26 protein-coding genes and 1 pseudogene are annotated in these 25127 nt (G+C 69.9%); 15 read left to right on the top strand and 12 right to left on the bottom strand.

Translation table 11 applies throughout. From position 1 onward, the window contains the following. Positions 1-388: 388 nt before the first annotated feature. On the bottom strand, positions 389-544 hold the full coding sequence (locus GA0074696_RS31875) for a hypothetical protein (RefSeq protein WP_231925037.1): 156 nt from the start codon (positions 542-544) through the stop codon (positions 389-391). Between the two features lie 109 nt (positions 545-653). Here GA0074696_RS31875 and GA0074696_RS31870 point away from each other — a divergent pair, with 109 nt between their 5' ends. Together GA0074696_RS31870 and GA0074696_RS16750 are read left to right on the top strand one after the other, a co-directional pair. Further along, a complete protein-coding gene (locus GA0074696_RS31870) occupies positions 654-1061 on the top strand; it encodes a G5 domain-containing protein (protein WP_231925036.1) in 408 nt (135 codons plus the stop codon). A gap of 104 nt (positions 1062-1165) precedes the next feature. Beyond that, the gene (locus tag GA0074696_RS16750) at positions 1166-2095 is read left to right on the top strand and encodes a diacylglycerol/lipid kinase family protein (protein ID WP_088961967.1); all 930 of its coding nucleotides are present in this window, start codon (positions 1166-1168) and stop codon (positions 2093-2095) included. 7 nt (positions 2096-2102) lie between these two features. Here the strand turns inward: GA0074696_RS16750 and GA0074696_RS16745 are convergent, their stop codons facing one another. The 3 genes from GA0074696_RS16745 to GA0074696_RS16735 all read right to left on the bottom strand — a co-directional run bounded on the left by GA0074696_RS16745 (position 2103) and on the right by GA0074696_RS16735 (position 4360). Beyond that, a complete protein-coding gene (locus GA0074696_RS16745) occupies positions 2103-2849 on the bottom strand; it encodes a hypothetical protein (RefSeq protein ID WP_088961966.1) in 747 nt (248 codons plus the stop codon). 90 nt (positions 2850-2939) lie between these two features. Then, entirely contained in the window at positions 2940-3248 is a 309-nt protein-coding gene (locus GA0074696_RS16740) for a MoaD/ThiS family protein (protein WP_088961965.1), read from the bottom strand. Continuing rightward, complete coding sequence (locus GA0074696_RS16735; RefSeq protein WP_088961964.1) at positions 3245-4360, bottom strand: WD40/YVTN/BNR-like repeat-containing protein; 1116 nt, start codon at positions 4358-4360, stop codon at positions 3245-3247. Before GA0074696_RS16735 ends, GA0074696_RS16740 begins: the two co-directional genes overlap by 4 nt. A 138-nt stretch (positions 4361-4498) precedes the next feature. On the opposite strand from GA0074696_RS16735, the gene GA0074696_RS16730 reads away from it, so the two are divergent. Next, on the top strand, positions 4499-4918 hold the full coding sequence (locus GA0074696_RS16730; RefSeq protein WP_088961963.1) for an MmcQ/YjbR family DNA-binding protein: 420 nt from the start codon (positions 4499-4501) through the stop codon (positions 4916-4918). Positions 4919-5062: 144 nt separating this feature from the next. Here the strand turns inward: GA0074696_RS16730 and GA0074696_RS16725 are convergent, their stop codons facing one another. After that, the gene (locus GA0074696_RS16725; protein WP_157745989.1) at positions 5063-5461 is read right to left on the bottom strand and encodes a hypothetical protein; all 399 of its coding nucleotides are present in this window, start codon (positions 5459-5461) and stop codon (positions 5063-5065) included. A 414-nt stretch (positions 5462-5875) separates the two neighbouring features. On the opposite strand from GA0074696_RS16725, the gene GA0074696_RS16720 reads away from it, so the two are divergent. Both GA0074696_RS16720 and GA0074696_RS16715 read left to right on the top strand, forming a co-directional pair. Then, on the top strand, positions 5876-6475 hold the full coding sequence (locus tag GA0074696_RS16720; protein ID WP_088961961.1) for a TetR/AcrR family transcriptional regulator: 600 nt from the start codon (positions 5876-5878) through the stop codon (positions 6473-6475). Beyond that, complete coding sequence (locus tag GA0074696_RS16715; RefSeq protein ID WP_088961960.1) at positions 6472-8100, top strand: isovaleryl-CoA dehydrogenase; 1629 nt, start codon at positions 6472-6474, stop codon at positions 8098-8100. Before GA0074696_RS16720 ends, GA0074696_RS16715 begins: the two co-directional genes overlap by 4 nt. A 5-nt stretch (positions 8101-8105) precedes the next feature. Here the strand turns inward: GA0074696_RS16715 and GA0074696_RS16710 are convergent, their stop codons facing one another. Further along, positions 8106-9296 carry an MFS transporter gene (locus tag GA0074696_RS16710; protein ID WP_088961959.1) on the bottom strand — a complete coding sequence of 397 codons (1191 nt, stop codon included), beginning with the start codon at positions 9294-9296 and terminating at the stop codon, positions 8106-8108. Positions 9297-9379: 83 nt separating this feature from the next. Here GA0074696_RS16710 and GA0074696_RS16705 point away from each other — a divergent pair, with 83 nt between their 5' ends. After that, positions 9380-9706 (top strand): DUF4326 domain-containing protein, encoded by a 327-nt coding sequence (locus GA0074696_RS16705; protein ID WP_088961958.1) that lies wholly within the window; start codon positions 9380-9382, stop codon positions 9704-9706. A gap of 53 nt (positions 9707-9759) precedes the next feature. Here the strand turns inward: GA0074696_RS16705 and GA0074696_RS16700 are convergent, their stop codons facing one another. From GA0074696_RS16700 to GA0074696_RS16685, 4 genes are all read right to left on the bottom strand, one after another. Beyond that, positions 9760-10335 carry a DinB family protein gene (locus tag GA0074696_RS16700; protein ID WP_231925035.1) on the bottom strand — a complete coding sequence of 192 codons (576 nt, stop codon included), beginning with the start codon at positions 10333-10335 and terminating at the stop codon, positions 9760-9762. 77 nt (positions 10336-10412) lie between these two features. Next, complete coding sequence (locus GA0074696_RS16695) at positions 10413-10808, bottom strand: nitroreductase family deazaflavin-dependent oxidoreductase (protein ID WP_088964619.1); 396 nt, start codon at positions 10806-10808, stop codon at positions 10413-10415. Between the two features lie 86 nt (positions 10809-10894). After that, positions 10895-12385, bottom strand: a complete 1491-nt coding sequence (locus GA0074696_RS16690; RefSeq protein ID WP_088961956.1) for a CoA-acylating methylmalonate-semialdehyde dehydrogenase — start codon at positions 12383-12385, stop codon at positions 10895-10897. Beyond that, on the bottom strand, positions 12382-13671 hold the full coding sequence (locus GA0074696_RS16685; protein WP_088961955.1) for an aspartate aminotransferase family protein: 1290 nt from the start codon (positions 13669-13671) through the stop codon (positions 12382-12384). The genes GA0074696_RS16690 and GA0074696_RS16685 overlap by 4 nt, the downstream gene beginning before the upstream one ends. Positions 13672-13796: 125 nt before the next feature. Here GA0074696_RS16685 and GA0074696_RS16680 point away from each other — a divergent pair, with 125 nt between their 5' ends. From GA0074696_RS16680 to hydA, 4 genes are all read left to right on the top strand, one after another. Then, complete coding sequence (locus GA0074696_RS16680; RefSeq protein WP_088961954.1) at positions 13797-15401, top strand: PucR family transcriptional regulator; 1605 nt, start codon at positions 13797-13799, stop codon at positions 15399-15401. A gap of 237 nt (positions 15402-15638) precedes the next feature. After that, positions 15639-17195 carry an NCS1 family nucleobase:cation symporter-1 gene (locus tag GA0074696_RS16675; RefSeq protein ID WP_088961953.1) on the top strand — a complete coding sequence of 519 codons (1557 nt, stop codon included), beginning with the start codon at positions 15639-15641 and terminating at the stop codon, positions 17193-17195. After that, positions 17192-18034 carry a nitrilase-related carbon-nitrogen hydrolase gene (locus GA0074696_RS16670; RefSeq protein ID WP_088961952.1) on the top strand — a complete coding sequence of 281 codons (843 nt, stop codon included), beginning with the start codon at positions 17192-17194 and terminating at the stop codon, positions 18032-18034. The genes GA0074696_RS16675 and GA0074696_RS16670 overlap by 4 nt, the downstream gene beginning before the upstream one ends. Continuing rightward, positions 18031-19449 (top strand): dihydropyrimidinase, encoded by a 1419-nt coding sequence (gene hydA / locus GA0074696_RS16665; protein ID WP_088961951.1) that lies wholly within the window; start codon positions 18031-18033, stop codon positions 19447-19449. Before GA0074696_RS16670 ends, hydA begins: the two co-directional genes overlap by 4 nt. A gap of 26 nt (positions 19450-19475) precedes the next feature. Here the strand turns inward: hydA and GA0074696_RS16660 are convergent, their stop codons facing one another. Then, complete coding sequence (locus GA0074696_RS16660; protein WP_088961950.1) at positions 19476-20642, bottom strand: RNA-guided endonuclease InsQ/TnpB family protein; 1167 nt, start codon at positions 20640-20642, stop codon at positions 19476-19478. Between the two features lie 22 nt (positions 20643-20664). On the opposite strand from GA0074696_RS16660, the pseudogene tnpA reads away from it, so the two are divergent. Together tnpA and GA0074696_RS16650 are read left to right on the top strand one after the other, a co-directional pair. Beyond that, positions 20665-21145, top strand: a pseudogene (gene tnpA, locus GA0074696_RS31865) (IS200/IS605 family transposase). A gap of 12 nt (positions 21146-21157) precedes the next feature. Then, positions 21158-22150 carry a TIGR03842 family LLM class F420-dependent oxidoreductase gene (locus GA0074696_RS16650; protein WP_088961949.1) on the top strand — a complete coding sequence of 331 codons (993 nt, stop codon included), beginning with the start codon at positions 21158-21160 and terminating at the stop codon, positions 22148-22150. Here GA0074696_RS16650 and GA0074696_RS16645 read toward each other — a convergent pair. Then, positions 22137-22703 carry a nitroreductase family deazaflavin-dependent oxidoreductase gene (locus GA0074696_RS16645; RefSeq protein ID WP_231925034.1) on the bottom strand — a complete coding sequence of 189 codons (567 nt, stop codon included), beginning with the start codon at positions 22701-22703 and terminating at the stop codon, positions 22137-22139. The genes GA0074696_RS16650 and GA0074696_RS16645 overlap by 14 nt on opposite strands. On the opposite strand from GA0074696_RS16645, the gene GA0074696_RS16640 reads away from it, so the two are divergent. The 3 genes from GA0074696_RS16640 (at position 22696) to GA0074696_RS16630 (ending at position 25118) form a co-directional block, all read left to right on the top strand. Continuing rightward, positions 22696-23565, top strand: a complete 870-nt coding sequence (locus tag GA0074696_RS16640; protein WP_088961948.1) for an NAD(P)-dependent oxidoreductase — start codon at positions 22696-22698, stop codon at positions 23563-23565. The genes GA0074696_RS16645 and GA0074696_RS16640 overlap by 8 nt on opposite strands. 249 nt (positions 23566-23814) lie before the next feature. Continuing rightward, entirely contained in the window at positions 23815-24144 is a 330-nt protein-coding gene (locus GA0074696_RS16635; protein WP_231925033.1) for an ArsR/SmtB family transcription factor, read from the top strand. Beyond that, positions 24144-25118, top strand: a complete 975-nt coding sequence (locus GA0074696_RS16630) for a TIGR03086 family metal-binding protein (protein WP_231925032.1) — start codon at positions 24144-24146, stop codon at positions 25116-25118. Before GA0074696_RS16635 ends, GA0074696_RS16630 begins: the two co-directional genes overlap by 1 nt. Positions 25119-25127 lie beyond the last annotated feature (9 nt).

Below are 25127 nucleotides of genomic sequence, written 5' to 3'. Positions count from 1 at the left end.
CCCCGGCACCTCGACCGGCCGTCAACCTGTCATCCGAAGCCCGCTCCCCCAGGTGGGCACCTCTGACGCTCACCACCGGGCACGCCGAACCGCCGCTCTGCACCCCGCGGTGACGACTTCCACCGGACTTGATCTTTGGCGAACCTGCCTGGCCGGATGATCGTACGGTGAGGTGTCCTCAAAAGACCGATACGGGTGACCGACCGGCGGTGCTGCACATCGGCCCTGCTCAGCACACTCAGGGTGTGACGTACCAGCCTCCGCAGGACCCGTGGCACGAGCAGCCACCGCCTCCGCCGCCTCCCCCTGCTGTGCCACCGGCCGGTCACGACTGGAGAACGCCGCCGTATCCGACCGCTCAGTTTCCAGCGGCGGCCGGTGGCTGGAGTCAACAGCCACGGAAATCCAACAGCACCTTGAAGATCGTGGCGATCAGCGCCGTCACGCTCGTGCTGCTGTGCTGCGGAGGAGTCACCATCGCGGCGATCGTCTCTCCGCCGCCGCCCAGTTCACAGGGGGCGAAGGATCCGGCCGCTGAGTCCATCCCGACTGTCCAGGCCGCCGACGACCCCTCCCCGAGCGCGGCCGAGGCGGCACCGACGCAGGCCCCGAGTACGCCGGCAGCGACACCGACGGCCCCCGCGACACCGGTGGTGCAGACGCGCACTGTCACCGAGACGCAGAACGTGGGGTACCAGACCCGGACGGTCTACGACTCCTCGCTGGCGAAGGGCACCAGGAAGGTGACCACCCGTGGGGTCCCGGGCGTCAGGACCCTCACCTACCAGGTCACCCTCGCGGACGGCGTTCAGACGGCAAAGAAGCTGGTCAAGTCGGAGATCACGAAGGCGCCGGTCACGCAGGTCGTCAGGGTCGGCACCAAGGAGGCCCGGACGTGCGACCCGAACTACAGCGGCGCCTGCGTGCCCATCGCCAGTGATGTTGACTGTGCCGGTGGCAGCGGCAACGGTCCCGCGTACGTCGACGGACCGCTGCGGGTGGTCGGCCGGGACATCTACGACCTCGACCGCGACGGAGACGGCATCGCCTGCGACACCTGACGAGTCTGCTCGGCACCCGTCCTCGCCCGGCTTCGACACCGTCGCGCAGTCGACGCTTGCCAACGGAGCGGACGACGGTCCGACGGGAGATAGGGTCGTGGTTCATGCGGACGAAGCAGGAGCTGACCGCGGCCATCCGGCGCGACCGGAAGGCGGCGCTGGTCATCAACGCCGGCTCCCGCCGCGGCCGGGAACACTGCGAGCGGGCCCGGGCCAGGTTGGTCGCCGCCGGGTTCGACCTGCTCGGCACGTACCGGACCGACCGGCCCGGGCAGCTGGAGGAGAGCGTCGCCGCGGCCGCCGACCTGAAGCCGGACGTCCTGGTCGTGGGCGGCGGCGACGGTACGCTCAGCACCGCCGGGCGGCTGCTCGCCCACCGGGACATCGCGCTCGGCCTGCTGCCGCTGGGCACCACCAACAACTTCGCCCGCACCGTCGGCGTCCCGCTGGACCTCGACGACGCCATCGCGGTCCTCACCCAGGGCAAGGTCATCGACGTCGACCTCGGGGTCGCCGGCGAAAGGCGGTTCACCAACCACGTCGGCGTGGGCCTCTCCGCCGACATCATGCTCCGGACGCCGCCGCGCCTGAAGCGGGTCTCCGGTCGGCTCGCGTACCCGCTGACCGCCCTGGCGCTGCTGGGCCGGCACCGGCCGCTGCGCGCCACCGTCCGCGCCGGTGACACCACGCACGAACTCGTCACCCACCAGCTCTACGTGGCCAACGGCGGGTTCCACGCCGGCCGGCCGATCACCGCCGACGCCGACGCCGACGACCGGCTGCTGGTCGCGTACCCGGTCGGCGGGGCGACGCGGCGGGGGCTGATCCGCGCCACCGTCCGCAATGCCGCCACCGGCCACCGGCGGAGGCTGCGCGACGAGCCCTTCCTCGCGGTGGGCGAGCTGTGGCTGGAGACCGACCGGCCGGCGCGGGTGGAGGTGGACGGCGAGTTGTGCGGGACGACGCCGATCCGGGTCGGGGTGGACGCGAACGCGCTGCGGGTGATGGCGGCGGCCGACAGCCCGGACCGCTGACTTCGGCTCAGGCCCACTCGCCAGAGAACAAGGGAGCGACCGGACGCTCCCGCCGCCCGATCCGCAGATCCCCGAAGATGGTGCTCCGGGCCGCGCGCTCGACCTCCGCGTCCAGGTCGATCTCCAGCTCCGCGGACGCGTCGTGGGCGGCGCCGATGAGCACGAGTTCGGTCCCGGGGTGATCGAGGAAGCCGGGTGGGTCGAGCGGGGCGAAGCGACGACCGTGGAACGTCTTCTGCAGCGCAGCCGGCAACTTGACCTTCTGGGAGCCGCGGAGGCCGACCCCGGGCGGGGAGGGTGCCTGCGGGTTCTTCACCGTGACGATGTAGCTCGGCTCCGGCTCGATGCTCAACTCGTGCTGCGCCTCGCCGAGCCGCAGCGGAAGTTCGAGTTCGTACGCGAGATGGGTGTGGTCGTCGTGCCGGGCGATCACGTACGCGCCCTCCGCCACGGGTCGGGCCGGTTGCTGTTCCCGCTCGCCGCGGGTCCTCGTCCGGTACGTGCGCGCCTGCAGCGCCTCGTGCAGCTGCTCCGGCCGGTCCACCACCGCGTCGACGAACGCCCAGAAGCGGTCGTGCTCCTCGATGTCGGGCAGACGTTTACGCCCGACCACCAGCAGTCGCAGGTGCCGCCCCTGCCACGGGTGCATCACCACCAGCAGCCGCTGCACCTCGTCCAGGGAGTCGACGTGCTCCTCCTCGACGCGGGGGCGGTAGAGGAAGTAGATGTCGCCGTCCTCGAGCAGTTCCGCCATTCGCCCCGGGTACCCGAAACCACCGGTGAGGAACGGGCGAGTCGGCCCGGCAGCCGGATGTCCGCGAACCCGCCCTCGCCGTGGTCCGGCCTATCCCCCGGCCATCGCGCCGAGGATGATGAACGGTTCGTCGCCGGCGATCACCCGCTCCGGCAGTGGTGCGTCGGGCGAGTCGTTGGAGAGGTCCTCCTCGCAGGCGTAGAAGCGGACGAAAGCGCGGCGCTTGCCGCTGTGGCGGTCGCGGATGGTGCCGAGCAGCATGGGGTATCGCGCCTCGAGGGTGTCCAACACCAGGCGCTGGGTGACCCGGTCGGCACCCGGATCGGGCACCTCGAGACGTACCTCGCCGGTGACGTGAGCCAGGTTCTTCAGGTGGGCCGGGAGGACGACCCGGATCACGGCAGCACCTGGGCTTCCACGGAGAGCACGGCCGGCAGGTCCCGGACGATCGGCGACCAGCTGTCGCCTCCGTCCGCCGAGTGGTAGACCTGACCACCGGTGGTGCCGAAGTAGATCCCGCACGGGTCGAGCGTGTCGACCGCCATCGCGTCGCGGTACACGTTGACGTAGCAGTCGGACTGGGGCAGTCCCCTGGTCAACGGCTCCCAGTCGTTGCCACCGGTGCGGCTGCGGTAGACGCGCAGCCTGCCCTCCGGCGGGAAGTGCTCGGAGTCGCTCTTGATCGGCACGACGTAGATCGTCTCCGGCTCGTGCGCGTGCACCGCGATCGGGAACCCGAAGTCCGACGGCAGGTTTCCGCTGACCTCGCGCCAGTTCGCACCTGCGTCGTCGCTGCGCATGACGTCCCAGTGCTTCTGCATGAACAGGGTGTCCGGCCGGGTCGGGTGCTGGGTGATGTGGTGCACGCAGTGGCCGACCTCGGCGTCCTGGTCGGGGATCTCACCGGAACGCAGACCCTTGTTGATCGGCAGCCAACTGGCGCCGGCGTCGTCGCTGCGGAACGCGCCCGCCGCCGAGATGGCGACGTAGATCCGGTCCTTGTTCGCCGGGTCCAGGATGATCGTGTGCAGACACATGCCGCCGGCACCGGGCTGCCACGTCGGCCCGGTCGGGTGGGTACGAAGGGCGGTGAGCTCCTTCCACTTCAGACCGCCGTCGGTGGAGACGTAGAGGGCGGCGTCCTCCGCACCGGCGTACACGGTGTCGGGGTCGTGGCGGGACGGCTCGAGGTGCCAGATGCGCTTGAACTCCCACGGGCGCGGGGTGCCGTCGTACCACAGGTGCTCACCGACCTCGCCGGAGTAGGCGAAGTCGTTGCCGACCGGGTTCCAGGTCCTGCCGCCGTCGTCGGAGCGCTGGATCAGCTGCCCGAACCAGCCGCCGGACTGGGACGCGTAGAGCCGGTTCGGGTCGACCGGCGACCCGTTCAGGTGGTAGATCTCCCAGCCGCCGAAATGCGGTCCGTCGACCGTCCAGTCGCCGCGCCTGCCGTCCGACGTCAACGTGAACGCGCCCTTGCGCGTGCCCACCAGCACCCGTACGCCGCTCATATCCTCATCCTTCCCACTCGCTTCCCTTGGGTAGACCGTCCACCGAGCCGAGAATCATCGGTCTGAGTCAGTCGTACTCCCCGGCTACGACGAATCGACGGGTTCGGCCTGTCGGAGGGGCCGGCTAGCGTCGGGCACATGACTGGCCCTGGGGACCTCCCATCCGAGATCCTCCACCGGCTCCGGCCCGTCTGCCTCGGGCTGCCGGAGAGCTACGAGGAGCCGGCGTGGGTGGGCACGCGCTGGCGGATCCGCAAACGCACGTTCGCCCACGTGCTCACGGTCGACCCCGACCACCAGGCGGCCTACGCCCGGGCTGCCGCGACCGACCAGCCGATCTGTGTGCTGACGTTCCGGTCGCCCGGCGACGAGATCGCCGGGCTGATCGCCGGCGGCCACCCGTTCTTCAAGCCGGACTGGGGCGCCGACGTCGTGGGCATGGTGCTCGACGACGGGGTCGACTGGGACGAGGTCGCCGAACTGCTCACGGAGAGCTACTGCGTCCTGGCGCCGAAGCGGCTGGCCGCCCTGGTCGACCGGCCGATCGATCTCCGGTAGCCGAACTCCGGGCGTCCGACGCCCACGGGTCGCCAGCATCATCGATCACCGCCGTAGGCTCTCCATGTCTCGCCATGCCGTCGACAACGGTGCTGGGCATCACGCTAGCCTTCGGCGTAGCCGAGGTCCATGGTGTCGGCGTTGTCAGCCGGGGCGGTTCAAGGCACGCCTGTTGTTGCGCGCCCGCCCGTGCTCGGGGACGCGGTAACCGTCGTCGCCGAGCATCCGGCGCGCCGCGTCGAGTCCGGTCAGCGCCGCCCCGTAGGCGGTCACCTCCCGCTGGAAGTGCTCGACCTTGGCGTACCAGAACTTCAGCTCCGGGTTCATCCCCTTCGCGTTGATGTAGTTGACGATGTCTTCCTCGGGGGTGATGCCGTGGCGGGCGTAGCAGCGATCGAAGCGGGCCTTCGTCCGCTCGTACTTCTCGTTCATCGCGGTCAGGCTGGCTTCGGCCTCCAGCAGCCTGGCCTGCAGGTACTCCACGTAACCGCGAGGCACCGACAGGGCGGTGCGCGCCGGCCGGGGCACGGACACAGCGGGCATGGCGATCACCCGACCCGGCGGACGACACGTCCGCGCCTCGTGCGGGAACCGGCCAACGCGAACGGCCGCCAGCTCCGGGGGCCGGGGCTGGGCAGCCCCCCGGCCAGCGACTGCGATCGACGAGCGGATCCATTCTGGAACGACATGGTCGGCCGCCTTCCTTGGAACGCGATGATGGGGGTCATCTCCGCACCGCCGACGGGTCAGACGGCACCTCAGCGGCATCCGCCGAGGGCCGGGGTACCAGCCGGCGCGGATCGGCGCGTGAAACCGCTCGGGGCAGGTCGCCCCTGACCCGCTGCAATGCGGTGACGTCCTTCTACCCCCGCTCGCGGCCGACTATGCATACCCGTCACTTGATGTCGAAGACACACCACCTTGTGGCCAAGGATTGAATGATGGTTCAATCCTTGCGTGGCCTACCGGAGCACCGACCGCGTGCGGGCTCGGCTGAACGCTTCCCGGGAACGGATCATCGCCGCGGCCCTGGGAATCATGGCCGAGCACGGGTATGCCGGCTGCTCCGTCGCCGCCGTCGCCGAGCGGGCCGGCCTGGCGACGGGCAGCGTCTACCGCCACTTCCCGACCAAGGCCGACCTGTTCGCCGAGGTGTTCCGCACGGCCTCGCAGCGTGAGGTCGACGCGGTCGCGCGCGCCGCGGCGCTGGAGGCCACCGCCGCCGAGCAGATGTCCGCCGTCGTGGAGACGTTCGCCGGGCGCGCGCTGCAGTCCCCGCGGCTGGCGTACGCCCTGCTCGCCGAGCCGGTCGACCCGGCGGTCGACGCCCAGCGGCTCGTCTTCCGCCGGGCGTACGCCGAACTGATCGCCGGCCACGTCGCGGCCGGTGTGGCGAACGGTGAACTGCCCCCACAGAACCCCGACCTGACCGCGACCGCGCTGGTCGGCGCCCTGGCCGAAGCCATGGTCGGTCCGCTGGCCGCCGGGGTCGCCGGCCCGGACACCATCCCCGCCCTGACCGCCTTCATCCACCGCGCGCTGGGAGTATCGCCGTGACGACACACGAGGTCTTCAACCAGGTCCCACCGCTGGCTGGCTACGACGCGGCGGACGACCTGGCACTGCTCGACGGGCTCGAGCGGGAGGGCGCCGGCTGGGCCGCCGCCGAGCTGCACGAGCTCGGCCGGCTGGGCGGCAGCGAGCAGGCCATCGAGTACGGGCGGCTGGCCAACGAGCATCCGCCGACCCTGCGCACCCACGACCGCTACGGCGATCGGATCGACGAGGTCGAGTTCCACCCCGCCTGGCACGAGCTGATGCGCACCGCGGTCACGCACGGCCTGCACGCCGCGCCGTGGATGGACGACCGACCGGGCGCACACGTGGCCCGGGCGGCCAAGTTCTACACGTGGCGCCCCGACGCCGGCCACGGCTGCCCGATCTCGATGACCTACGCGGCCGTGCCGGCGCTGCGGCACAACCCGGAGCTGGCCGCGCAGTACGAGCCGCTGCTCACCGCCACGACGTACGACTTCGGGCTGCGCTCGCCGCTGGCCAAGCGAGGGCTGCTGGCGGGCATGTCGATGACGGAGAAGCAGGGCGGCTCGGACGTACGCGCCAACACCACCACCGCCCGCCCTGAGCCGGACGGCACGTACCGGCTCGTCGGGCACAAGTGGTTCACCTCCGCACCGATGTGCGACGTCTTCCTCACCCTCGCCCAGGCGCCGGGCGGGCTCACCTGCTTCCTGGTCCCCCGCGTCCTTCCCGACGGCATCCGCAACCCGATGCGGCTGATGCGGCTGAAGGACAAGCTCGGCAACCGGTCCAACGCCTCGGCGGAGGTCGAATACGAGCACGCGGTCGCCTGGCGCGTCGGCGACGAGGGCCGTGGCGTCCGCACGATCATCGACATGGTCAATCTGACCCGCCTCGACTGCGTGATCGGCGCGGCGGCCGGGATGCGCCAAGGCGTGATCACCGCCGCCCACCACGCCACCCACCGGCAGGCCTTCGGCCGGTACCTCATCGACCAGCCGCTGATGCGCAACGTGTTGGCGGACCTCGCGGTCGAGTCCGAGGCCGCCACCGTTCTCATGATGCGCCTCGCCGGAGCGACCGACCGATCCGCGCGCGGCGACGCCGGCGAGACCGCGTTCAAGCGGCTCGCCCTCGCCATCGGCAAGTACTGGGTCTGCAAGCGCTGGCCGGCACACGCCGCCGAGGCCCTCGAGTGCCTGGGCGGCAACGGCTACGTCGAGGAGTCGGGCATGCCGCGGCTGTTCCGCGAGTCGCCGCTGAACTCGATCTGGGAGGGCTCCGGCAACGTCGCCGCCCTGGACGTACTGCGCGCTCTCGTCAAGGAACACCAGGTCATGGAGGCGTTCCAGGCCGAGGTGAGCGCCGCTGCCGGCACCGACGCACGGCTCGACGCCGCGGTCCGCCAGGTGCAGGCCGACCTGTCGAATGTCGACGACCTCGAACTGCGGGCCCGGCGCGTCGTCGAGCGGCTCGCCCTGGTGCTGCAGGGCTCGCTGCTGGTGCGGCACGGCCACCCCGCCGTCGCCGACGCCTTCTGCGCGTCCCGGCTCGGCGGCGACCACGGCCAGGCGTACGGCACCCTGCCGACCGGCGTCGACTTCGCCGCGATCATCTCCCGCGCCACCCCGAAGGTGAGCTGACAGCGTCAGGTCGCCGGTCGGACGATGGCAAGGAACAGGGCCAGGGCGACGACCTGGATGCCGGCCACGGTGACGATCACGGCGGTGATCGAGTAGTCGTAGAGGGCGCCGGTGAGCAGCCCACCGACCAGGGTCGCCCCGCCCAACCCGGCGGCGAAGATGCCGTAGGCGGTGCCCCGGCGAGCGGCGGGGACGATGTCGGCGATGGTCGCCCGCATGGTGGATTCCTGGATGCCGAGTACGGCACCCCAGGCCAGCACCCCGGCGACCGCGGTCGCCGGGGTGGTGGTGAAGGCAGCCAGCGGGATCAGGGCGGTCAGCACGGGTACGGCGGCCAGCACCCGGACGCCGGCCCGGTCGTACAGCCACCCGGAGGCCAGCGCGGCGAGCGCGTCGACGCCCATCGCGGCGGCGTACACGACCGGGACCACCGCCACGGGTACGACGTGCCGGGTGGCGAGGTGGAAGCTGAGCACCCCGAAGGTGGCGTAGCCGGCCGTGGTCACCGCCGTGAACGCCAGATAGGCCCAGAACACCCGGGGCAGCCGGCCGCCCGGCGGAGCGGGCGCGGCGCCGGGTCGAGGCCCCGGTTCGAAGCGGCGCGGGTCGGGGACCCCGGCGCGAAGCCACAGCAGCAGGAGCATCGCCGCCACGGCGGGTACGGCCAGGGCCAGGAACGCGGGCCGGTAGTTGTGGGCGGTGGCGGCCAGTACGGCGGCGACCAGCAGCGGCCCCGCAACGCCGCCGGCCTGGTCGAGCGCCTCATGGACGGCGAAGCCCTTGCCGCGGCCGACTGCCGCAGCGGCGTGCGAGAGCATGACGTCCCTCGCCGGGCCGCGGATCGCCTTGCCGGCGCGCTCCGCGACGAACAGCGCCGCAGCCAGCCACAGCGCGGTGGTCAGCCCGAGAGCGGGCACGGCGACCATGGTCACGGCGTAGCCGACCAGGACGAGCGGCCAGTAGGCGCGGGTCCGGTCCGCGAGGGGTCCGGTGGCCAGCCGCCCGGCCAGGGCGGTCGCCTCGCCGGCGCCGGTGACCAGCCCGACGACGGTCGCGGATGCGCCGAAGGTGGCCAGATAGGGGCCGATGACCGACCGGGCGCCCTCGTACACCACGTCCGACAGCAGGCTGACCACACCGAAGGCGGTCACGAACCGCCACGGCGTCCACCTGGTGGTGAGCGCGGTGACTCTCACCCGTGCAGTCTGGCCCACCGGCAAGCTGGCCGGGCGTGGATCGCCCGACTACCGTTCGCCGGGGAGAACCGAGGAGCCGAGCCATGCAGGCAACCACAGTCGTCAACCTGAAGGGCCACCGCGACGACCCGGCGTACGCCGATGTGGTCTACGTCGGGCGCGCCATGTATCGCGGCGGCTGGCAACTCCCCCGCTCCCCGTTGTCCAGCCCGTACCGCCCCGGCCCGGACGGAACCCGGGACGAGGTCGTCGAGAAGTACCGCGCGTACCTGCTCGACAGCCCCGAACTCCTCGCCCTCCTCCCGGAACTGCGCGGGCGCAGGCTCGGCTGCTGGTGTGTGCCGGAGCGCTGTCACGCCGAGGTGATCGCGGAGCTCGCCGACTCGCCGCCGGCGTCGAGCCTCCCGTAGGAGCCCGGCGGAGCTGTCTAGCCATCATCTGGCTTCCATGATTGACAGAGAACCTAGATGCTGCCTTTGCTGGCGTCGAGGGCAGCCTGCTCCACTCGCTGGCGGTAGTCCAGCCACCATGGCTCGTCGGCGGGGGGCAGGTTGTCGTTCCTGGGCAGCAGCCCCGCCGCGCCGTCGATGAGTTCGCGCACGATGTCAGCGTGGCCGGCGTGCCGTTGTGTTTCCGCGATGACGTGGACCAGGACGTGGTGCAACGTGACCGCTGCATCTCCCCACCACGGCACGCGCCCGACATCATTCAGGGCAAGGGCTTCAATGGTGGCGTCGGCGTGGGCGCTCGCGCGACGGTACAGAGCGACGATCTCCTCGCGGGTCTCGTCCGCGGTCGCCCACATGTCGGCATTGGTCTCCGCTCCGTCGCCGACGTACGGCAGCTTCTGCTCGAACGGCCGGCCGAACACGACGCCGAAGTAGAGGATCTCGCAGACCGCCGAGTGTTTCACCAGACCGAGCAAGTTGGTGGCAGTCCGGGTCAGCGGGCGCCGAATATCGTATTCGCTGAGCCCGTCGAGCTTCCACAGCAGCGCGTCGCGGCCGCCCTTCAAGTAGTTCTGCAGGTCTGCCTTCACGGCGCCACTATGGCATTTGGTCGGGTGTCGGCGCTGCCCCGGATGATCCACAGAGATCATGATCCGCAGGACAGACCCTAGTCGACGTGGTCCGCACGGGGCACGGTGCGGAGATGGAGGAACTCCGTCACGCCGATCATGCCGACGAGCTGGCGGACCACCGGCGGCATGTCCCGGCGGGTGGGGTCGTGCACGAGGCGGGGACCGGTGAGGGGCACGCGCCGGCCGCGGATCTCCAGCTCACAGCCGCCGGCGGCCAGCACGTTCCTCGCCCAGTCGCTCACCCCGTAGGTCAGGGCGGCGACGTAACCGTCGGACGTCCGGAAGATGTTGATCGGCGTGCGGTACTCGCGACCGGAGCGGCGGCCGCGATGGATGATGACGCCGAAGCCGGGCAGCCACCCGGCCAGCGGACCGGTCACCCGGTTGGTGACGACCCGGTTGAACCGCGCCAACCGCTTGGGTAACACCATGGCCACCATGTTCCCCGAAGGGCGATCGAAGCGTCGGCCGACACGTCGATCGCTGCATCTGGTCTTGCTACCGGCCGACCGGTTGCTCAGCTGTTCTGTGGGAAGCCGAGGTTCACGCCGCCGTGGGACGGATCGAGCCACCTGCTGGTGACCACCTTGGCCCTGGTGAAGAAGTGCACGCCGTGCGGCCCGTACGCGTGCGAGTCACCGAACAGTGAGTCCTTCCAACCCCCGAACGAGTAGTACGCAACCGGAACTGGGATCGCCACGTTGACGCCGACCATGCCGACCTCGATCTCACTCTGGTACCGCCGCGCGGCGCCGCCGTCGTTGGTGAAGATGGCGGTGCCGTTCCCGTACGGGTTGGCGTTCACCACGTCGACCGCCGCGTCGTAGCTGGGGACCCGTACCACCAAGAGCACCGGACCGAAGATCTCGTCCGTGTAGATGGACATGTCCACGTCGACGTGGTCGAAGAGGGTCGGCCCCAGCCAGAAGCCGGCGTCGTCACCGTCGATCGAATGACCGCGTCCGTCGACCACCAGCTTCGCGCCCGCGGACCGGCCGGCGTCCAGATATGACCGCACCCGGTCGCGGTGCGCCCCGGTGACCAACGGTCCCATCTCGCAGCCCGGGCGGCGACCGTCGCCGACATGCAGTTCGGCGATCCGGTCGCTGATCTTGCCGACCAGCTCATCGCCGACCGGATCCACCGCCACGACGACGGAGATCGCCATGCAGCGCTCACCGGCCGAGCCGAAACCGGCCGAGACGGCGGCGTCCGCGGCGAGGTCGAGGTCGGCGTCGGGCAGCACGACCATGTGGTTCTTCGCGCCGCCGAGCGCCTGCACCCGCTTGCCGTTACGCGTTCCGGTCTCGTAGACGTACCGGGCGATCGGCGTCGACCCGACGAACGAGACCGCCTTGACCTCCGGATGCTCGAGGATCCGGTCGACCGCCTCCTTGTCGCCGTGCACGACGTTGAACACGCCATCCGGTAGCCCGGCCTCGGCGAAGAGCTCCGCCAGGAAATTCGCCGCGGAGGGGTCCTTCTCGCTCGGCTTCAGCACCACGGTGTTGCCGCAGGCGATGGCGTTGGGTACGAACCACAGCGGCACCATCGCCGGGAAGTTGAACGGGGAGATCACCCCGACCACGCCGAGCGGCTGCTGGATCGAGTACACGTCCACCTTGGTCGAGGCGTTCTCGCTGAACCCGCCCTTGAGCAACTGCGGGATGCCGCAGGCGAACTCCACCGCCTCCAGCGCACGCTGTATCTCGCCCGCCGCGTCGGAGAGCACCTTGCCGTGCTCGGCGGTGATGATCGCGGCGAGGTCGGACTTCCGGGCGTTGAGCAGTTCGCGGAACGAGAACATCACGTTCGCGCGTTGGGCGAGGGAGGCGTTGCGCCACCGGGAGAAGGCTTCGCGGGCCGCGGTGACCGCCTCGTCGACGTCCGAGGCGCTGGCGAAATCGACCTGCCCGCCGACCTGACCCGTCGCGGGGTCGTACACGTCACCGGTTCGCTGGGCGATGCCGGTCCATGCCTTGCCGCCGATCCAGTGCGTGATCCTCATGCCGACACCGCCTCGACTGCCTCGGCGAGGATGCCCAGCGCCTCGTCGGCCTCGTCCTCGGTGAGCGTCATCGGCGGCGCCAGCCGGATCACGTTGCCGTGCAGGCCGCCCTTGCCGACCAGCAGTCCGCGACTGCGCGTCTCCTCCAACAGGGCGGTGGCGGCGGCGGGGTCGGGTTCGCCGGCCGGGCCGACGAGCTCGAGGGCGAGCATCAGACCCTTGCCGCGTACGTCGCCGACCACCGGATGCGTCGCGGCGACCGAGCGAAGGCCGTGGATCAGGCGGTTTCCCAGCTTCGCGGCGTTCGCCTGCAGGTCGTGGTCGAGGAGGTAGTCGAGGGTGGCGAGGGCTCCCGCGGTGGAGATCGGGTTGCCACCGAAGGTGGAGATCGAGTTGGCCCGCAGGCAGTCCATGAGTTCCGCTCGCGCGACGACACCGCCGATCGCCAGACCATTGCCGAGTCCTTTGGCGAAGGTCATCGCGTCCGGCACGACGTCGTGCGCCTGGATGCCCCAGAAGTGCTCACCGGTACGGCCCCAACCGGTCTGGACCTCGTCGGAGACGAGCAGGATGCCGTACTCGTCGAGCACCTTCTTGAACTCGCGGAACAGGCCGTCGGGCGGGGAGGCGAACCCGCCCACGCCCTGGATCGGCTCGACGATCATGCACGCCACGTCGCCGGCGGTCCCGGTCTCGATCACCTCGCGCAGGTCGGCGACGCACGCCTTGACGTAATCGGCGTCCGACAGGTCCTTGAAGGGGCTGCGGTACCGATAGCCACCGTGCACCCAGCTCACCCTGATCGGGCTGAGCTCGCTGGCCGACCAGCCGCGGATGCCGGTGATCGCGACGGTGGCGAACGCACGCCCGTGGTACGAGTTGCGCAGCGCGAGCACCTGCCCGCTGCGCCGGTACTGCGTGGCGAGCATCAACGCGGTCTCGTTGGCCTCCGTACCCGAGTTCGTGAAGAACACCTTCGCGTCCGGGATCCCGGACAGGTGCGCGATCTTCTCGGCGAGCTCGACCTGCGACTCGATCAGGTACAGCGTCGAGGAGTGCAGCACGCCGGTGTCGATCTGCGAGCGGACCGCGTCGCTGATCTCGGCCACGTCGTAGCCGACCGAGTTGGTGAGAATGCCGCCGAAGAAATCGAGGTACGTGCGGCCCTCGCGATCGGTCACCCGGCGACCGCGCGCGCTGGCGATCTCGATCGGCTCCTCGTAGTAGAGGGCCAGCCAATTCGGCAGCACGGACCGGTGTCGATGCAGCAACTCCCGATGCGCCATCGCGTCCTCCGTATCTCGTGACTCAGCCGAGTGTCCCGAGACTTCGGTGTTCGCCGCCACCGACAACCTGTACGGGTCGGCATAGATGGCACTACGTTGTGTGCATCCCCCGCACGGGAGGGCGCATGTACCCCACGGTCGCCGAAGCCATAGCGCTGCCCGTGATCCGGCGCGCCAGGCCCCGCGTCGTCGCCGGATCCGCCGGCTTGCCGGGGCCCGTCCGCTGGGTCCATGCGGCGGAGGTCGCCGACATCGCTCATCTGCTGCGCGGCGGCGAGCTCGTGCTGACCACCGGCATCGCGCTGCCGGACGAGGAAACGGCGCTGACGACGTACGTGGACGACCTGGCCGCGGTCGGCGCGGCGGGGCTCGTGGTGGAGCTGGTCCGGCGCTGGAGCGACCACGTGCCGGAGGCGCTGGTGGCGGCTGCGGAACGGCACCGGCTTCCGTTGATCACGCTGGCGCGGGAGACCCAGTTCGTGTCCGTCACGGAGGCGGTCGTGGCGTTGATCGTGGACGCGCAGCTCGCCGAGCTGCGGGCGGCTGAGCAGGTGCACGAGACGTTCACCGCGCTCACCGTCGCCGGGGCGGAGCCGGCCGAGGTGTTGCGCGAGGTCGCGAGAATCTCCGGGCTGCCGGTCGTGCTGGAGACGCTGGGGCACGACGTGCTCGCGTACGACGCGGCCGGGCAGGACCCGATCGAGCTGCTGACCGACTGGGGGCAGCGATCCCGGTCCGTGGCGGTGTCCCAACGGACCGCCTACGACGAGGAAGCCGGCTGGCTGATCACCGCGGTCGGCGCGCAGGGCGCCGACTGGGGACGACTGGTGCTGCTCTCGCCGGCCCCTCCCCCGCACCGGCACGTGGTGGTCGCGGAGCGGGCCGCGTCGGCGCTGGCGGTGCACCGGCTCATGGCGCGGGATCGGGAGAGCCTGGAGCGGCAGACGCACCGGATGTTGCTCGCGCAACTGCTCGGCCAGGCCCTGCCTCCTCCTGATCTGACCACCCGGGCGGCCGCGTTGGGCGTTGCGCTGGAGCGGCGGAAACTGGTCGGGGTGGCGATCCGGCCGGGGAGCATCACGCCGCGCGCCCCCGCACTGGCCACGCAGGAGGTGTTGCGAGACCTCGCGGAGGCCACCGCGTTGGCCGCGCGACGGGTGAGTGTGCCGGCGTTGGTGGGCGTCGTGGACGACACCAGCGTGCGCGCGTTGTTGTCGTTGCCGACGCAGGCGGATGTCGACGCGATCCTGCGGCGGTTGGCCAGAGAAGTCCACCGCTCGACGGCCAGTGCGGTGGTGGTGGCCGTCGGGACGACGGTGTCGCAGGTGTCGGACGTGCGGCGCAGTCTGGGGGAGGCTGCGCATGTCGCCGGTGCCGCGCTGCGCTCCCCCGGCACCCAGCTCTACCACCGCTTGGATGACGTGCGACTGCGCGGCCTGCTGCACCTGCTGCGCGAGGACGAGCGGGTCCGGGCGTTCGCGGACCGGGAGCTCGGGCCCCTGTTGGCCCGCGATGACAGCCAGGGCAGCCGACTGGTGGAGCTGCTGCGCTGCTTCTGCGAGCAGGGCGGGAACAAGTCGGCGGCGGCCGCCGTCGCGCACCTGTCGCGTACGGCCTACTACCAGCAGCTGTCGCGGATCGCGCAGGTGCTCGGGGTGTCGTTGGAGGACCCGGAGTCGATGTTGTCGTTGTACGTGGCGCTGCTGGTGCACGATCTCGACGACACGTGACGGGTCAAGGGTCCGGCAGGAGGCCCGAATCCATCCACCGTGGCGATTGACAGCTCCGTGCGGGTATGCCCGTGGACAGAGTGTGCCCCGATCATGGCAAGCGTGGACACTTTGCCGCTGCCCGTGGCGGGTCCGGGACACCCACCATTCCGATAAAGATCGTGCTGATCCGCCCCCACCCGCAGCACGCGCCGGTTGGCCGGCCGCTGTTGCGGCAGCGTGACAGGGAGGTGACCGATGGCCGTTGAACCCCTGCCCCCCGCCGAAACCACCGCGGCCGAGCCGGGCACACAGATCACCCATCCGGATGGCCGAGTCGAGTTGCGTGACTTCTCGACGATCGCCGACAGCCGTTACTTCAACGAGGAACTCGCCCCGGTTCCCATCGAGAAGCGCACCTGGACCACGTACAACTTCGCGGCGCTGTGGATCGGCATGGCGCACAACATCCCCACCTATCTGCTCGCCGCCGGGCTCATCCAGCTCGGCATGAACTGGGTGCAGGCCTTTCTCACGATCACGCTGGGCAATCTGCTCGTCCTGATCCCGATGCTGTTGAACAGCCATGCGGGCACGAAGTACGGCATCCCCTTCCCGGTCTTCGCCCGCGCGTTCTACGGAGTCCGCGGCGCGAACCTCCCGGCTCTGCTCCGCGCCCTCATCGCGTGCGGCTGGTTCGGCATCCAGACCTGGATCGGCGGCGAGGCGATCTACGCGATCGCCGGCAAGCTGCTGGGCTCCTGGTGGGTCGACGCGGCGACGGTGATGGACTACCCGTGGACACTGTGGGCCTCGTTCTTCCTGTTCTGGGCGATCGAGATGGCGATCATCTGGCGCGGCATGGACACCCTGCGGCGCTTCGAGAACTGGGCCGCACCGTTCGTCATCGTGGTCGCCGTCGCCCTGCTGATCTGGGTGCTGGTCGAGGCGGGCGGGCTCGGCCCGATCCTGTCCCAGCCGTCGAAGCTGGGCTGGGGCGCCGACTTCTGGAAGCTGTTCGCGCCGTCACTGATGGGGATGATCGCGTTCTGGGCGACGCTGTCGCTGAACATCCCCGACTTCACCCGGTTCGGCGGCAGTCAGCGGCAGCAGGCGTACGGGCAGATCCTCGGCCTGCCGACCACAATGTCGTTCTTCGCCATCCTGTCCATCCTGATCACCTCGGGCACGGCCGTGATCTACGGCGAGGCCATCTGGGACCCCATCCAACTGGCGGCGAAGTTCGAGAACCCGCTGGTCGTCGCGCTCGGCCTGTTCACCGTCGTGGTCGCCACGCTGTCGGTGAACGTCGCGGCGAACACGGTCAGCCCGGCGTACGACTTCTCCAACGCCGCGCCCCGACTGGTGAGTTTCCGGACCGGGGGCCTGATCACCGGCGTGCTCGGCATCCTGATCCAGCCGTGGCGCCTGGTGCAGGACCCCAACATCTACATCTTCGTCTGGCTCGGGTTCTACGGCGGCCTGCTCGGCGCGGTCGCCGGCGTACTCATCGCCGGGTACTGGGTCCGCTACCGCACCAGCCTCCAACTGCCGGCCCTCTACCGCCCCGAGGGCAGGTACTGGTTCTCCGGCGGGTGGAACTGGGCCGCCATCGTCGCCACCGTCGTCGGCGCGGTCCTCGCGGTGGGTGGCGCCTACTCCGCACCCGGCAAGGGGCCGTTCCCGTCCGACGGGCTCATCCCGTTCCTCAAGCCGCTCTACGACTACAGCTGGGTGGTCGGTCTGATCGGCGGGTTCCTCGTCTACCTGGCGCTGTCGATGCCGCGCACCGCGCACGCGAAGGGGGAAAAATGAGCACCATCATCCGAGCCGGGCTGGTGCAGCAGAAGTGGACCGGCGACAAGGAGTCGATGATCGCCAACGCGGTCGAGGCCATCCGCCGCGCCGCCTCGCAGGGCGCACAGGTGGTCTGCCTGCAGGAGTTGTTCTACGGCCCGTACTTCTGCCAGATCCAGGACGCGGACTACTACTCGTACACGGAAGCCATCCCGGACGGGCCGACGACCGCGCTGATGCGCGAGGTCGCCGAGCAGCACGGCGTGGTGCTGATCGTGCCGATGTACGAGCAGGAGCAGCCCGGTGTCTACTACAACACCGCCGCGGTGATCGACGCCGACGGCACCTACCTCGGCAAGCACCGGAAGAACCACATTCCGCAGGTGAAGGGGTTCTGGGAGAAGTTCTACTTCCGGCCGGGGAACCTCGGCTATCCGGTGTTCGACACAGCCGTGGGGCGCATCGGCGTCTACATCTGCTACGAGCGGCACTTCCCCGAGGGCTGGCGGGCGCTCGGCCTGGCCGGCGCGAAGATCGTTTTCAACCCGTCGGCGACCAGCCGCGGCCTGTCGGAGTACCTGTGGCGGCTGGAGCAGCCGGCGGCCGCGGTCGCCAACGAGTACTACGTCGGCGCGATCAACCGGGTCGGCGTGGAACCGTTGGGCGACAACGACTTCTACGGCCAGTCGTACTTCGTCGACCCGCGCGGGCAGCTGGTCGGCGACGCGGCGTCGGACACCGAGGACGAGGTCGTCGTCCGCGACCTGGACATGGACAAGCTGGCCGAGGTCCGTGACCTGTGGGCGTTCTACCGCGACCGCCGTCCCGACACGTACGAATCGCTGGTGACGCCGTGAGCATCGTCATCCGCAACGGAACGATCGTCAACGCCACCGGGGCGTACCCGGCGGACGTGCTGGTCGAGGGCGAGCGGATCGCGGCGCTCGCCGCGCCCGACTCGGGTCTGGCCGAGCAGTGGGCGGCTGGTGCCGAGCGGGTGATCGACGCCGCCGGGAAGTACGTGGTGCCGGGCGGCATCGACGGCCACACCCACATGGAGATGCCGTTCGGCGGCACGTTCTCGGCGGACAATTTCGAGACCGGGACGATCGCCGCAGCCTGGGGCGGCACGACGACCATCGTCGACTTCGCCGTACAGGGCAAGGGCACGTCCGTGCTGTCCGCGCTGGACAAGTGGCACAGCAAGGCCGACGGCAACTGCGCGATCGACTACGGGTTCCACATGATCGTCTCGGACGTCAACGACACGTCGCTGAAGGAGATGGAGGCCTGCATCGACGCGGGCGTCAACACGTTCAAGATGTTCATGGCCTATCCGGGGGTCTTCTACGCCACCGACGGGGAGATCCTGCGGGCGATGCAGAAGGCCCGGGACACCGGGTCGATGATCATGATGCACGCGGAGAACGGCATCGCCATCGACCAGCTCGTCGCGCAGGCGCTGGCCAACGGTCAGACGGACCCGGTGCAGCACGGCCTGACCCGGCCGCCCGAGCTGGAGGGCGAGGCCACCTCGCGGGCGATCGCGCTGGCCAAGGTCACCGGCGCGCCGCTGTACATCGTGCACCTGTCGGCCGCACACGCACTGGACGCGGTCACCCAGGCGCGTGACACCGGGCAGAACGTGTTCGCCGAGACCTGCCCGCAGTACCTGTTCCTGTCGCTGGAGGATCTGGCCAGGCCCGACTTCGAGGGCGCGAAGTACGTCGCCTCTCCCCCGCTGCGCCCGAAGGAGCACCAGGCGGAACTGTGGCGGGGCCTGCGCACCAACGACCTGTCGCTGGTGTCCACCGACCATTGCCCCTTCTGCTTCAAGGACCAGAAGGAGCTGGGCCGGGGAGACTTCTCCAAGATCCCGAACGGGATGCCCGGCGTCGAGCACCGGATGGACCTGCTCTATCAGGGCGTCGTGAGAGGCGAGATCACCCTGCCGCGCTGGGTGGAGATCAGCTCGACCACGCCCGCCAGGATGTTCGGCCTCTACCCGCGTAAGGGCGTCATCGCGCCGGGCGCCGACGCCGACATCACGGTGTACGACCCGACGGCCCAGCAGACCATATCGGCCCGCACGCACCACATGAACGTGGACTATTCCGCGTACGAGGGCATGGAGCTGACCGGACAGGTCTCCACCGTGCTGTCCCGTGGTCGAGTCGTGGTCGACGACAACGCCTTCCACGGCGCGGCCGGGCACGGCAGGTTCCTGAAGCGCGATCTCAGTCAGTACCTGGTGTCAACTACCCGCCTATGAATGGGCAGGCTTGCAGGTCATTCCCCCTACTGGATGCAGGGTGATGCCGCGTGCGGACGGTTGACTGCGCCCCAGCCCTCGACACCGCGCTGGGCGATGTTGAGGGCCGCGTTGTGATCGGCGTGGGCAACGACCCCGCACGACCGACAGTGGAAGATTTCCTGGTCCAGCCGGTTCCGCTTGTCGCGGTGCCCGCAGCTGTGGCAGGTCTGGGAGGTGTACCGCGGGTCGACCTGGAGCAGCGGTACACCTGCTCGGCGGGCCTTGTAGTCCAGGAAGCTGCCGAGCTGGTGGAACGACCACGAGTGCAGTGTGACCCGTTGGGGCTTGCGGAGCCGGACCCGTTCGCGGATCCCCGTCAGTTCTTCGACGGCGAGGCCGCGACCGGTGCGTACAGCCTCGGTCACGATGGTCTTGGCGATGCGGTGGTTGACGTTCGCGGCGTGCCGCGCTTCCTTCTTGTTGCGCCGGGCCAGCAGCCGCCGCGCCGACTTGGTGCCCTTCTCCTGCAACCGCTTGCGCAGCCGCAGCTGCCGCCGGCGGTAGCCCTTGAGCCGGTCGCCGGCGTAGCCGGTGCCGTCGGAGTCGTAGGCGATGTTGGCGATGCCCATGTCCACGCCGAGGAAGCCGCACGGGTCGATCAGTTCAGGTTCGGCCACCTCGACGGTGGCGTACAGGAACCACATGCCGTCCCGGAAGATCAGGTCCGACTCGCCGGTCTTGCTGGTGGCGATCGCCTTGAGCTGGTCGGCGGACCCGGTATAGGCGACGCCCTTGAGCCGGTCGTGCGTGCTCCAGATGGACACGGTCCGGGCATCGGCCTGCCAGGACAGCATCCGGGCGTCATAGGGCTGGGCCGCGTTCCAGCGGAACCCGATCGGGTTGGTCTCGACGTTGCGGCGCCGCTTCGAGCCGGGCTTGCCGTAGTTGCCAGCCCGCAGGTTCGCCTTCAATGTGGCGTAGGCGTCGGAGACCTTCTTGATCACGTGCTGGGCCGCCTGGGCACCCAGGGCGTAGTCAGCCCTGATCCCGGCGTAGACGTGCTTACGCAGGTCGTAGTTCCGGTACGTCCCGGCCTCCCGGGCCACGGCCGCCACGTCGGACGCCGCCGCATTGCACGCGCGCAGGGTCGCCTCCAACGCCGACGCCTGCCCGGGCGTCGGCAGCAGCTTCACCTGCACGACCAGCTTCACATGACCACCGTAGCGCTGGCCTATGTCACCCAGACGGACCCCAGATGCGGATGTTCGCCGAGGCCGCTCAGTCGTCCACAACCTGCATGCCCACTTGGTCCTCACCACGAAGTACCGGCGGGGCGCGCTCACCGACGGCGATCCTCACTCACTGCCAACAGATCATGGCCGACGTCTGCACCGACTTCCGCGCGGAGCTGCGCGAGTTCAACGACGAGGACGACCACGTCCACCTGCCCGTGCACTACCCGCCGGCCGTCGCACTGTCGAAACCGGTCAACAGCCTCAAAGGCGTATCGGCCCGACTGCGCCAGGAGCACGAACCGCACCTGCGCCGGGACCTGTGGGGCGCGGACCTGTGGTCCCCGTCGTACTTCGCCGGGTCCTGCGGCGGCACACCACTCGCCGTGGTCAAGGAGTACATCGAAACCAGAAACATCCCGGTCCGCAACAGCGTTCCTCCGGCCCTGAAGGACCGGGGCTCCCGCCTAAGCAACTGTTGAAAAGGAGAAGCGGTGGACTTCGGTGTCGTACTTCAGACCGACCCGCCAGCTCGCGACGTCGTGGCCGGCCTCACCGCCGCCGAGGACAACGGGTTCCGCTACGGGTGGACGTTCGACTCCTGCGTGCTGTGGCAGGAGCCGTTCGTCATCTACTCGCAGGTCCTCGCCGCCACCAAGCACCTGATCGTCGGGCCGATGGTGACCAACCCGAGCACCCGCGACTGGTCGGTCACCGCGTCGCTCTTCGCCACGCTCAACGACATGTTCGGCAACCGCACGGTGTGCGGGATCGGCCGCGGCGACTCGGCCCGGCGGGTCATCGGCCAGCCGCCGGCGAGCCTGGCCACGCTGAAGGAAGCGATGCACGTGATCAAAGAGCTAGCCGAAGGCAACGAGGTCGAGCACCACGGCACGCCGGTGCGCATCCCGTGGGTGCGGGACGGCCGGCTGGAGATCTGGATGGCCGCCTACGGCCCGAAAGCGCTGCGGCTGGTCGGCGAGCAGGCCGACGGCTTCATCCTGCAGACGGCCGATCCCGACATCGCCCGCTGGACGATCGGATCGGTACGCGACGCGGCCACCGCAGCAGGTCGAGATCCGGACTCGATCACGATGTGCGTGGCCGCGCCGGCCTACGTGGGCACGAACCTCGCGCACCAACGGGATCAGCTGCGCTGGTTCGGCGGCATGGTCGGCAACCACGTGGCCGACCTGGTCGCCCGCTACGGCGACTCCGGGGTCGTGCCGAAGGCACTCACCGACTACATCGAGGGCCGCGCGGGCTACGACTACGCACACCACGGCCGGGCCGGCAATCCGTCCACCGACTTCGTGCCCGATGAGATCGTCGACCGGTTCTGTCTCGTCGGCCCCGAGTCAGCCCATGTCGACCGGCTCCAGGAGCTCAAGGAGATCGGGGTGCACAACTTCGCCCTCTACCTCATGCACGACGACAAGGAGAAGACCCTCTCCTCGTACGGCAAGAACGTGATCACGCACGTCTGACGTGGTCTGCATCGGGCACGGTGTCGAGATAGAGGAAGTCGGTCACGCCGATCACCCCGACGAGCTGACGGACGACCGGCGGCATGTCCCGGCGGGTGGCGTCGGGCACGAGGCGGGGACGGGTGAGGGGCACTCGCCGGCCGCGGATCTCCAGCTCACAGCCGCCGGCCGCCAGTACGTTTCTCGCCCAGTCGGTGATCCCGTAGGTCAGCGCGGCGACGTAACCGTCGGACGTCCGGAAGATATTGATCGGAGTCCGGTACACCCGACCGGAGCGGCGGCCCCGGTGGATGATGACGCCGAAGCCGGGCAGCCGCCCGGCCAGCGGACCGGTCACGCGGTTGATGACGACCCGGTTGAACCGCGCCAAGCGTCTGGGTAACACCATGACCACCATGTTCGCCCAGGTGCGATCGACGCGTCGGCCGACACGTCGATCGCTGCAGCGGTTTCGATCGCCTGCGGCACAGCCGGCTACGAACCGCTTTGGGGTGAGGTCGGCGCTGCGTACCGCATTGCCCTGGGGAAATTGGCAGGATGGGGCCATGGCCACGGTCGCTGTGATCGGTCTGGGTGGGATGGGTAGCCGGATGGCGGGCCGGCTGCTCGATGCCGGCCATGACCTCGTTGTCTGGAACCGCACGCCGCAGCGGGCCAGCGATCTTGTAGCACGTGGCGCCGTCGCTGCCGACAGTCCGGCGGAGGCTGCCCACCGCGCCGACCTGGTCATCACCATGCTGTCCGATCCGGACGCGCTCCGAGAGGTGACCGAGGGCCCGCGCGGCATCCTCGCGGGTGCCACCGCGTCGACGACGCTCGTTGAGATGTCGACGGTCGGGCCGGCCGCCGTGCGACGGTTGGCAGCGATGCTGCCGGGTAGCGTTGGCCTGCTCGATGCGCCGGTGCTGGGCAGCGTCTCGGAGGCCGAGTCGGGCTCGCTGCGGATATTCGTCGGAGGGCCGCAGACGCTTGTCCAACGGTGGATGCCGGTGCTGGGCGCGCTTGGCTCGCCGATGCATGTCGGACCGCTCGGTGCCGGCGCGGCCGCCAAACTGGTCGCCAATTCGACCCTCTTCGGGGTGCTCGCGGTCCTCGGTGAGGCGCTCGCTCTCGCGGACGGGCTTGGTCTGCCGCGCGACGTCGCGTTCGAGATCTTGTCCGCGACTCCCGTCGGCGCGCAAGCGGATCGACGGCGGCCAGCGGTCGAGTCCGGTCAATTCCCGCTGCGGTTCGCGCTGTCACTCGCCCGGAAGGACGTCGATCTGGTCGTGTCGGCCGCCGAGTCGGCAGATGTCGAACTGCCGGTCGCGGCGGCCGCCCGGCAATGGGTCGTGGCAGCACAGAAAGCCGGCCTCGGCGACCGGGACTACTCGGCCGTGCTCGCGCACATCACCGACACTGCCCGGTCAGCCTGAGCCCCGGCCGGGCGGCAGGCCCGTCAGGTGGCCGTTGAACTCATTCCTACACCGCCAGCCCGGACGGAGACGCAACCTTCCCCGCCGGCGCGGGCTATGCCCGCACCCGTAGCTGTGCGGGTCGGAGGATCGCGTGTCTCGCTATCGAGGTGACGGCCGGTGTCAGCCCGCCCCCCGACACAGCCGCCGCGCCGGGTGGGCGGCCGCAGCAGCAGCGCGGCTTTGACAAACGCGTTAGCCATGGCTAACGTGTTCCTGGTGATCGACGCTTTGTCTGCCGCCGCTGAGCCCACCCGGCGACGGATCTTGCAGCTGCTCGCGTCACAGCCCCGCACGGTGAGCAGCATCGCGGCGGAGTTCACGGTCACCCGGTCGGCGATTTCCCAGCATCTGTTGTTGCTGGCGCAAGTCGGCCTGGTGGAGGCCGAGAAGGTCGGCCGGGAGCGCATCTATCGGGTCGTTCCCGAGGGGCTCCGTCAATTGCAGGCCGAGATCGACCGGTTCTGGACCGCCGAGCTCGATCTGTTGGTCGCCGACGCACACGCCCTGAAGTCGCAACGGATTGAGAGAGACCACTGATGTTCACCAAGACCGTCGTTCTTCCCGTCGACATCGACGAGGCGTTCGCCCTCATCACCGAGCCCGAGCGGCTGCGCCGCTGGCAGACCGTGTCGGCCCGGGTCGACCTGCGCGTCGGCGGTGACTACCGCTGGACGATCACCCCCGGCCACGTGGCGGCCGGCACCTTCCGAGAGGTCGAGCCCGGCAAGCGGGTCGTGTTCGGCTGGGGTTGGGAAGGCAACCCGGACCTCGCCCCCGACGCCTCAACCGTCACGATCACGGTCGAGGCGGTCGCCGGCGGCACCCAGGTCACCCTCACCCATGAGGGGCTGACCGACGAGCAGGCTGCGATGCACGCCGAGGGCTGGCACCACTACTTCGGCCGTCTCGAGAAGGCTGCCGTCGCCGGCGACGCCGGCCCGGACGAGTGGTCCGCAGCCCCCGAGCGACTCGATGAGCTGTCCGCCGCCGACGCCACCCTGGCCGTGCTCCAGACGGTCCTGCGCCAGCTGACTCCTGAGGACCGTCCCAAGCAGACCTCGTGCGCGGACTTCACCTGCCACGACCTCGCCGAGCACCTGTTCGGCTCCATGGTCGCCTTCGGCTCGATGGCCGGCGTCGAGGTCGTGAACCCTGAGACGGGTTCGCTGGAGAACCGGGTGGCCACCATGGCGGCGCAGGCCATCGAGGGATGGCGGGCCCGCGGCCTCGACGGCACCGTTCCCTTCCCCGGCGGCGGCGAGATGCCGGCCAGGTTCGCGGCGAGCATCATGCCGGTGGAATTCCTGCTACACGCATGGGACATGGCCCAAGGCAGCGGCAGGCCCCTGGTCGTCAGTGACGAGGTCGTGGCCTACGTCCACAAGCTCGCCGAGCAGCTCGTCCCCGGTGGCCGCGGTTCCTCATTCGCCGACGAGGTCACCCCGTCCACCGATGCCGACCCGATGGAGCGGCTGGCTGCCTTCGCCGGCCGTCGCCCCGTCGCTGCCTGACCGGAGCCG

This window comes from Micromonospora purpureochromogenes, from assembly GCF_900091515.1.
GTDB lineage: Bacteria > Actinomycetota > Actinomycetes > Mycobacteriales > Micromonosporaceae > Micromonospora > Micromonospora purpureochromogenes.
The sequence above is the reverse complement of the archived record's forward strand: the minus strand, read 5'-3'. Positions and strand labels throughout refer to the sequence as shown.

Bases quoted from the DNA above. Each gene is read 5' to 3' on its own strand.
- GA0074696_RS16680 (WP_088961954.1), top strand. From the start codon at position 13,797: ATGTACCCCACGGTCGCCGAAGCCATAGCGCTGCCCGTGATCCGGCGC.
- GA0074696_RS16630 (WP_231925032.1), top strand. From the start codon at position 24,144: ATGTTCACCAAGACCGTCGTTCTTCCCGTCGACATCGACGAGGCGTTC.
- GA0074696_RS16725 (WP_157745989.1), bottom strand. From the start codon at position 5,461: ATGCCCGCTGTGTCCGTGCCCCGGCCGGCGCGCACCGCCCTGTCGGTG.
- GA0074696_RS16685 (WP_088961955.1), bottom strand. From the start codon at position 13,671: ATGGCGCATCGGGAGTTGCTGCATCGACACCGGTCCGTGCTGCCGAAT.
- GA0074696_RS16745 (WP_088961966.1), bottom strand. From the start codon at position 2,849: ATGGCGGAACTGCTCGAGGACGGCGACATCTACTTCCTCTACCGCCCC.
- GA0074696_RS16695 (WP_088964619.1), bottom strand. From the start codon at position 10,808: ATGGTGTTACCCAAGCGGTTGGCGCGGTTCAACCGGGTCGTCACCAAC.
- GA0074696_RS16750 (WP_088961967.1), top strand. From the start codon at position 1,166: ATGCGGACGAAGCAGGAGCTGACCGCGGCCATCCGGCGCGACCGGAAG.
- GA0074696_RS16730 (WP_088961963.1), top strand. From the start codon at position 4,499: ATGACTGGCCCTGGGGACCTCCCATCCGAGATCCTCCACCGGCTCCGG.
- GA0074696_RS16675 (WP_088961953.1), top strand. From the start codon at position 15,639: ATGGCCGTTGAACCCCTGCCCCCCGCCGAAACCACCGCGGCCGAGCCG.
- GA0074696_RS16690 (WP_088961956.1), bottom strand. From the start codon at position 12,385: ATGAGGATCACGCACTGGATCGGCGGCAAGGCATGGACCGGCATCGCC.
- GA0074696_RS16640 (WP_088961948.1), top strand. From the start codon at position 22,696: ATGGCCACGGTCGCTGTGATCGGTCTGGGTGGGATGGGTAGCCGGATG.
- GA0074696_RS31875 (WP_231925037.1), bottom strand. From the start codon at position 544: ATGGACTCAGCGGCCGGATCCTTCGCCCCCTGTGAACTGGGCGGCGGC.
- GA0074696_RS16735 (WP_088961964.1), bottom strand. From the start codon at position 4,360: ATGAGCGGCGTACGGGTGCTGGTGGGCACGCGCAAGGGCGCGTTCACG.
- GA0074696_RS16670 (WP_088961952.1), top strand. From the start codon at position 17,192: ATGAGCACCATCATCCGAGCCGGGCTGGTGCAGCAGAAGTGGACCGGC.
- GA0074696_RS16705 (WP_088961958.1), top strand. From the start codon at position 9,380: ATGCAGGCAACCACAGTCGTCAACCTGAAGGGCCACCGCGACGACCCG.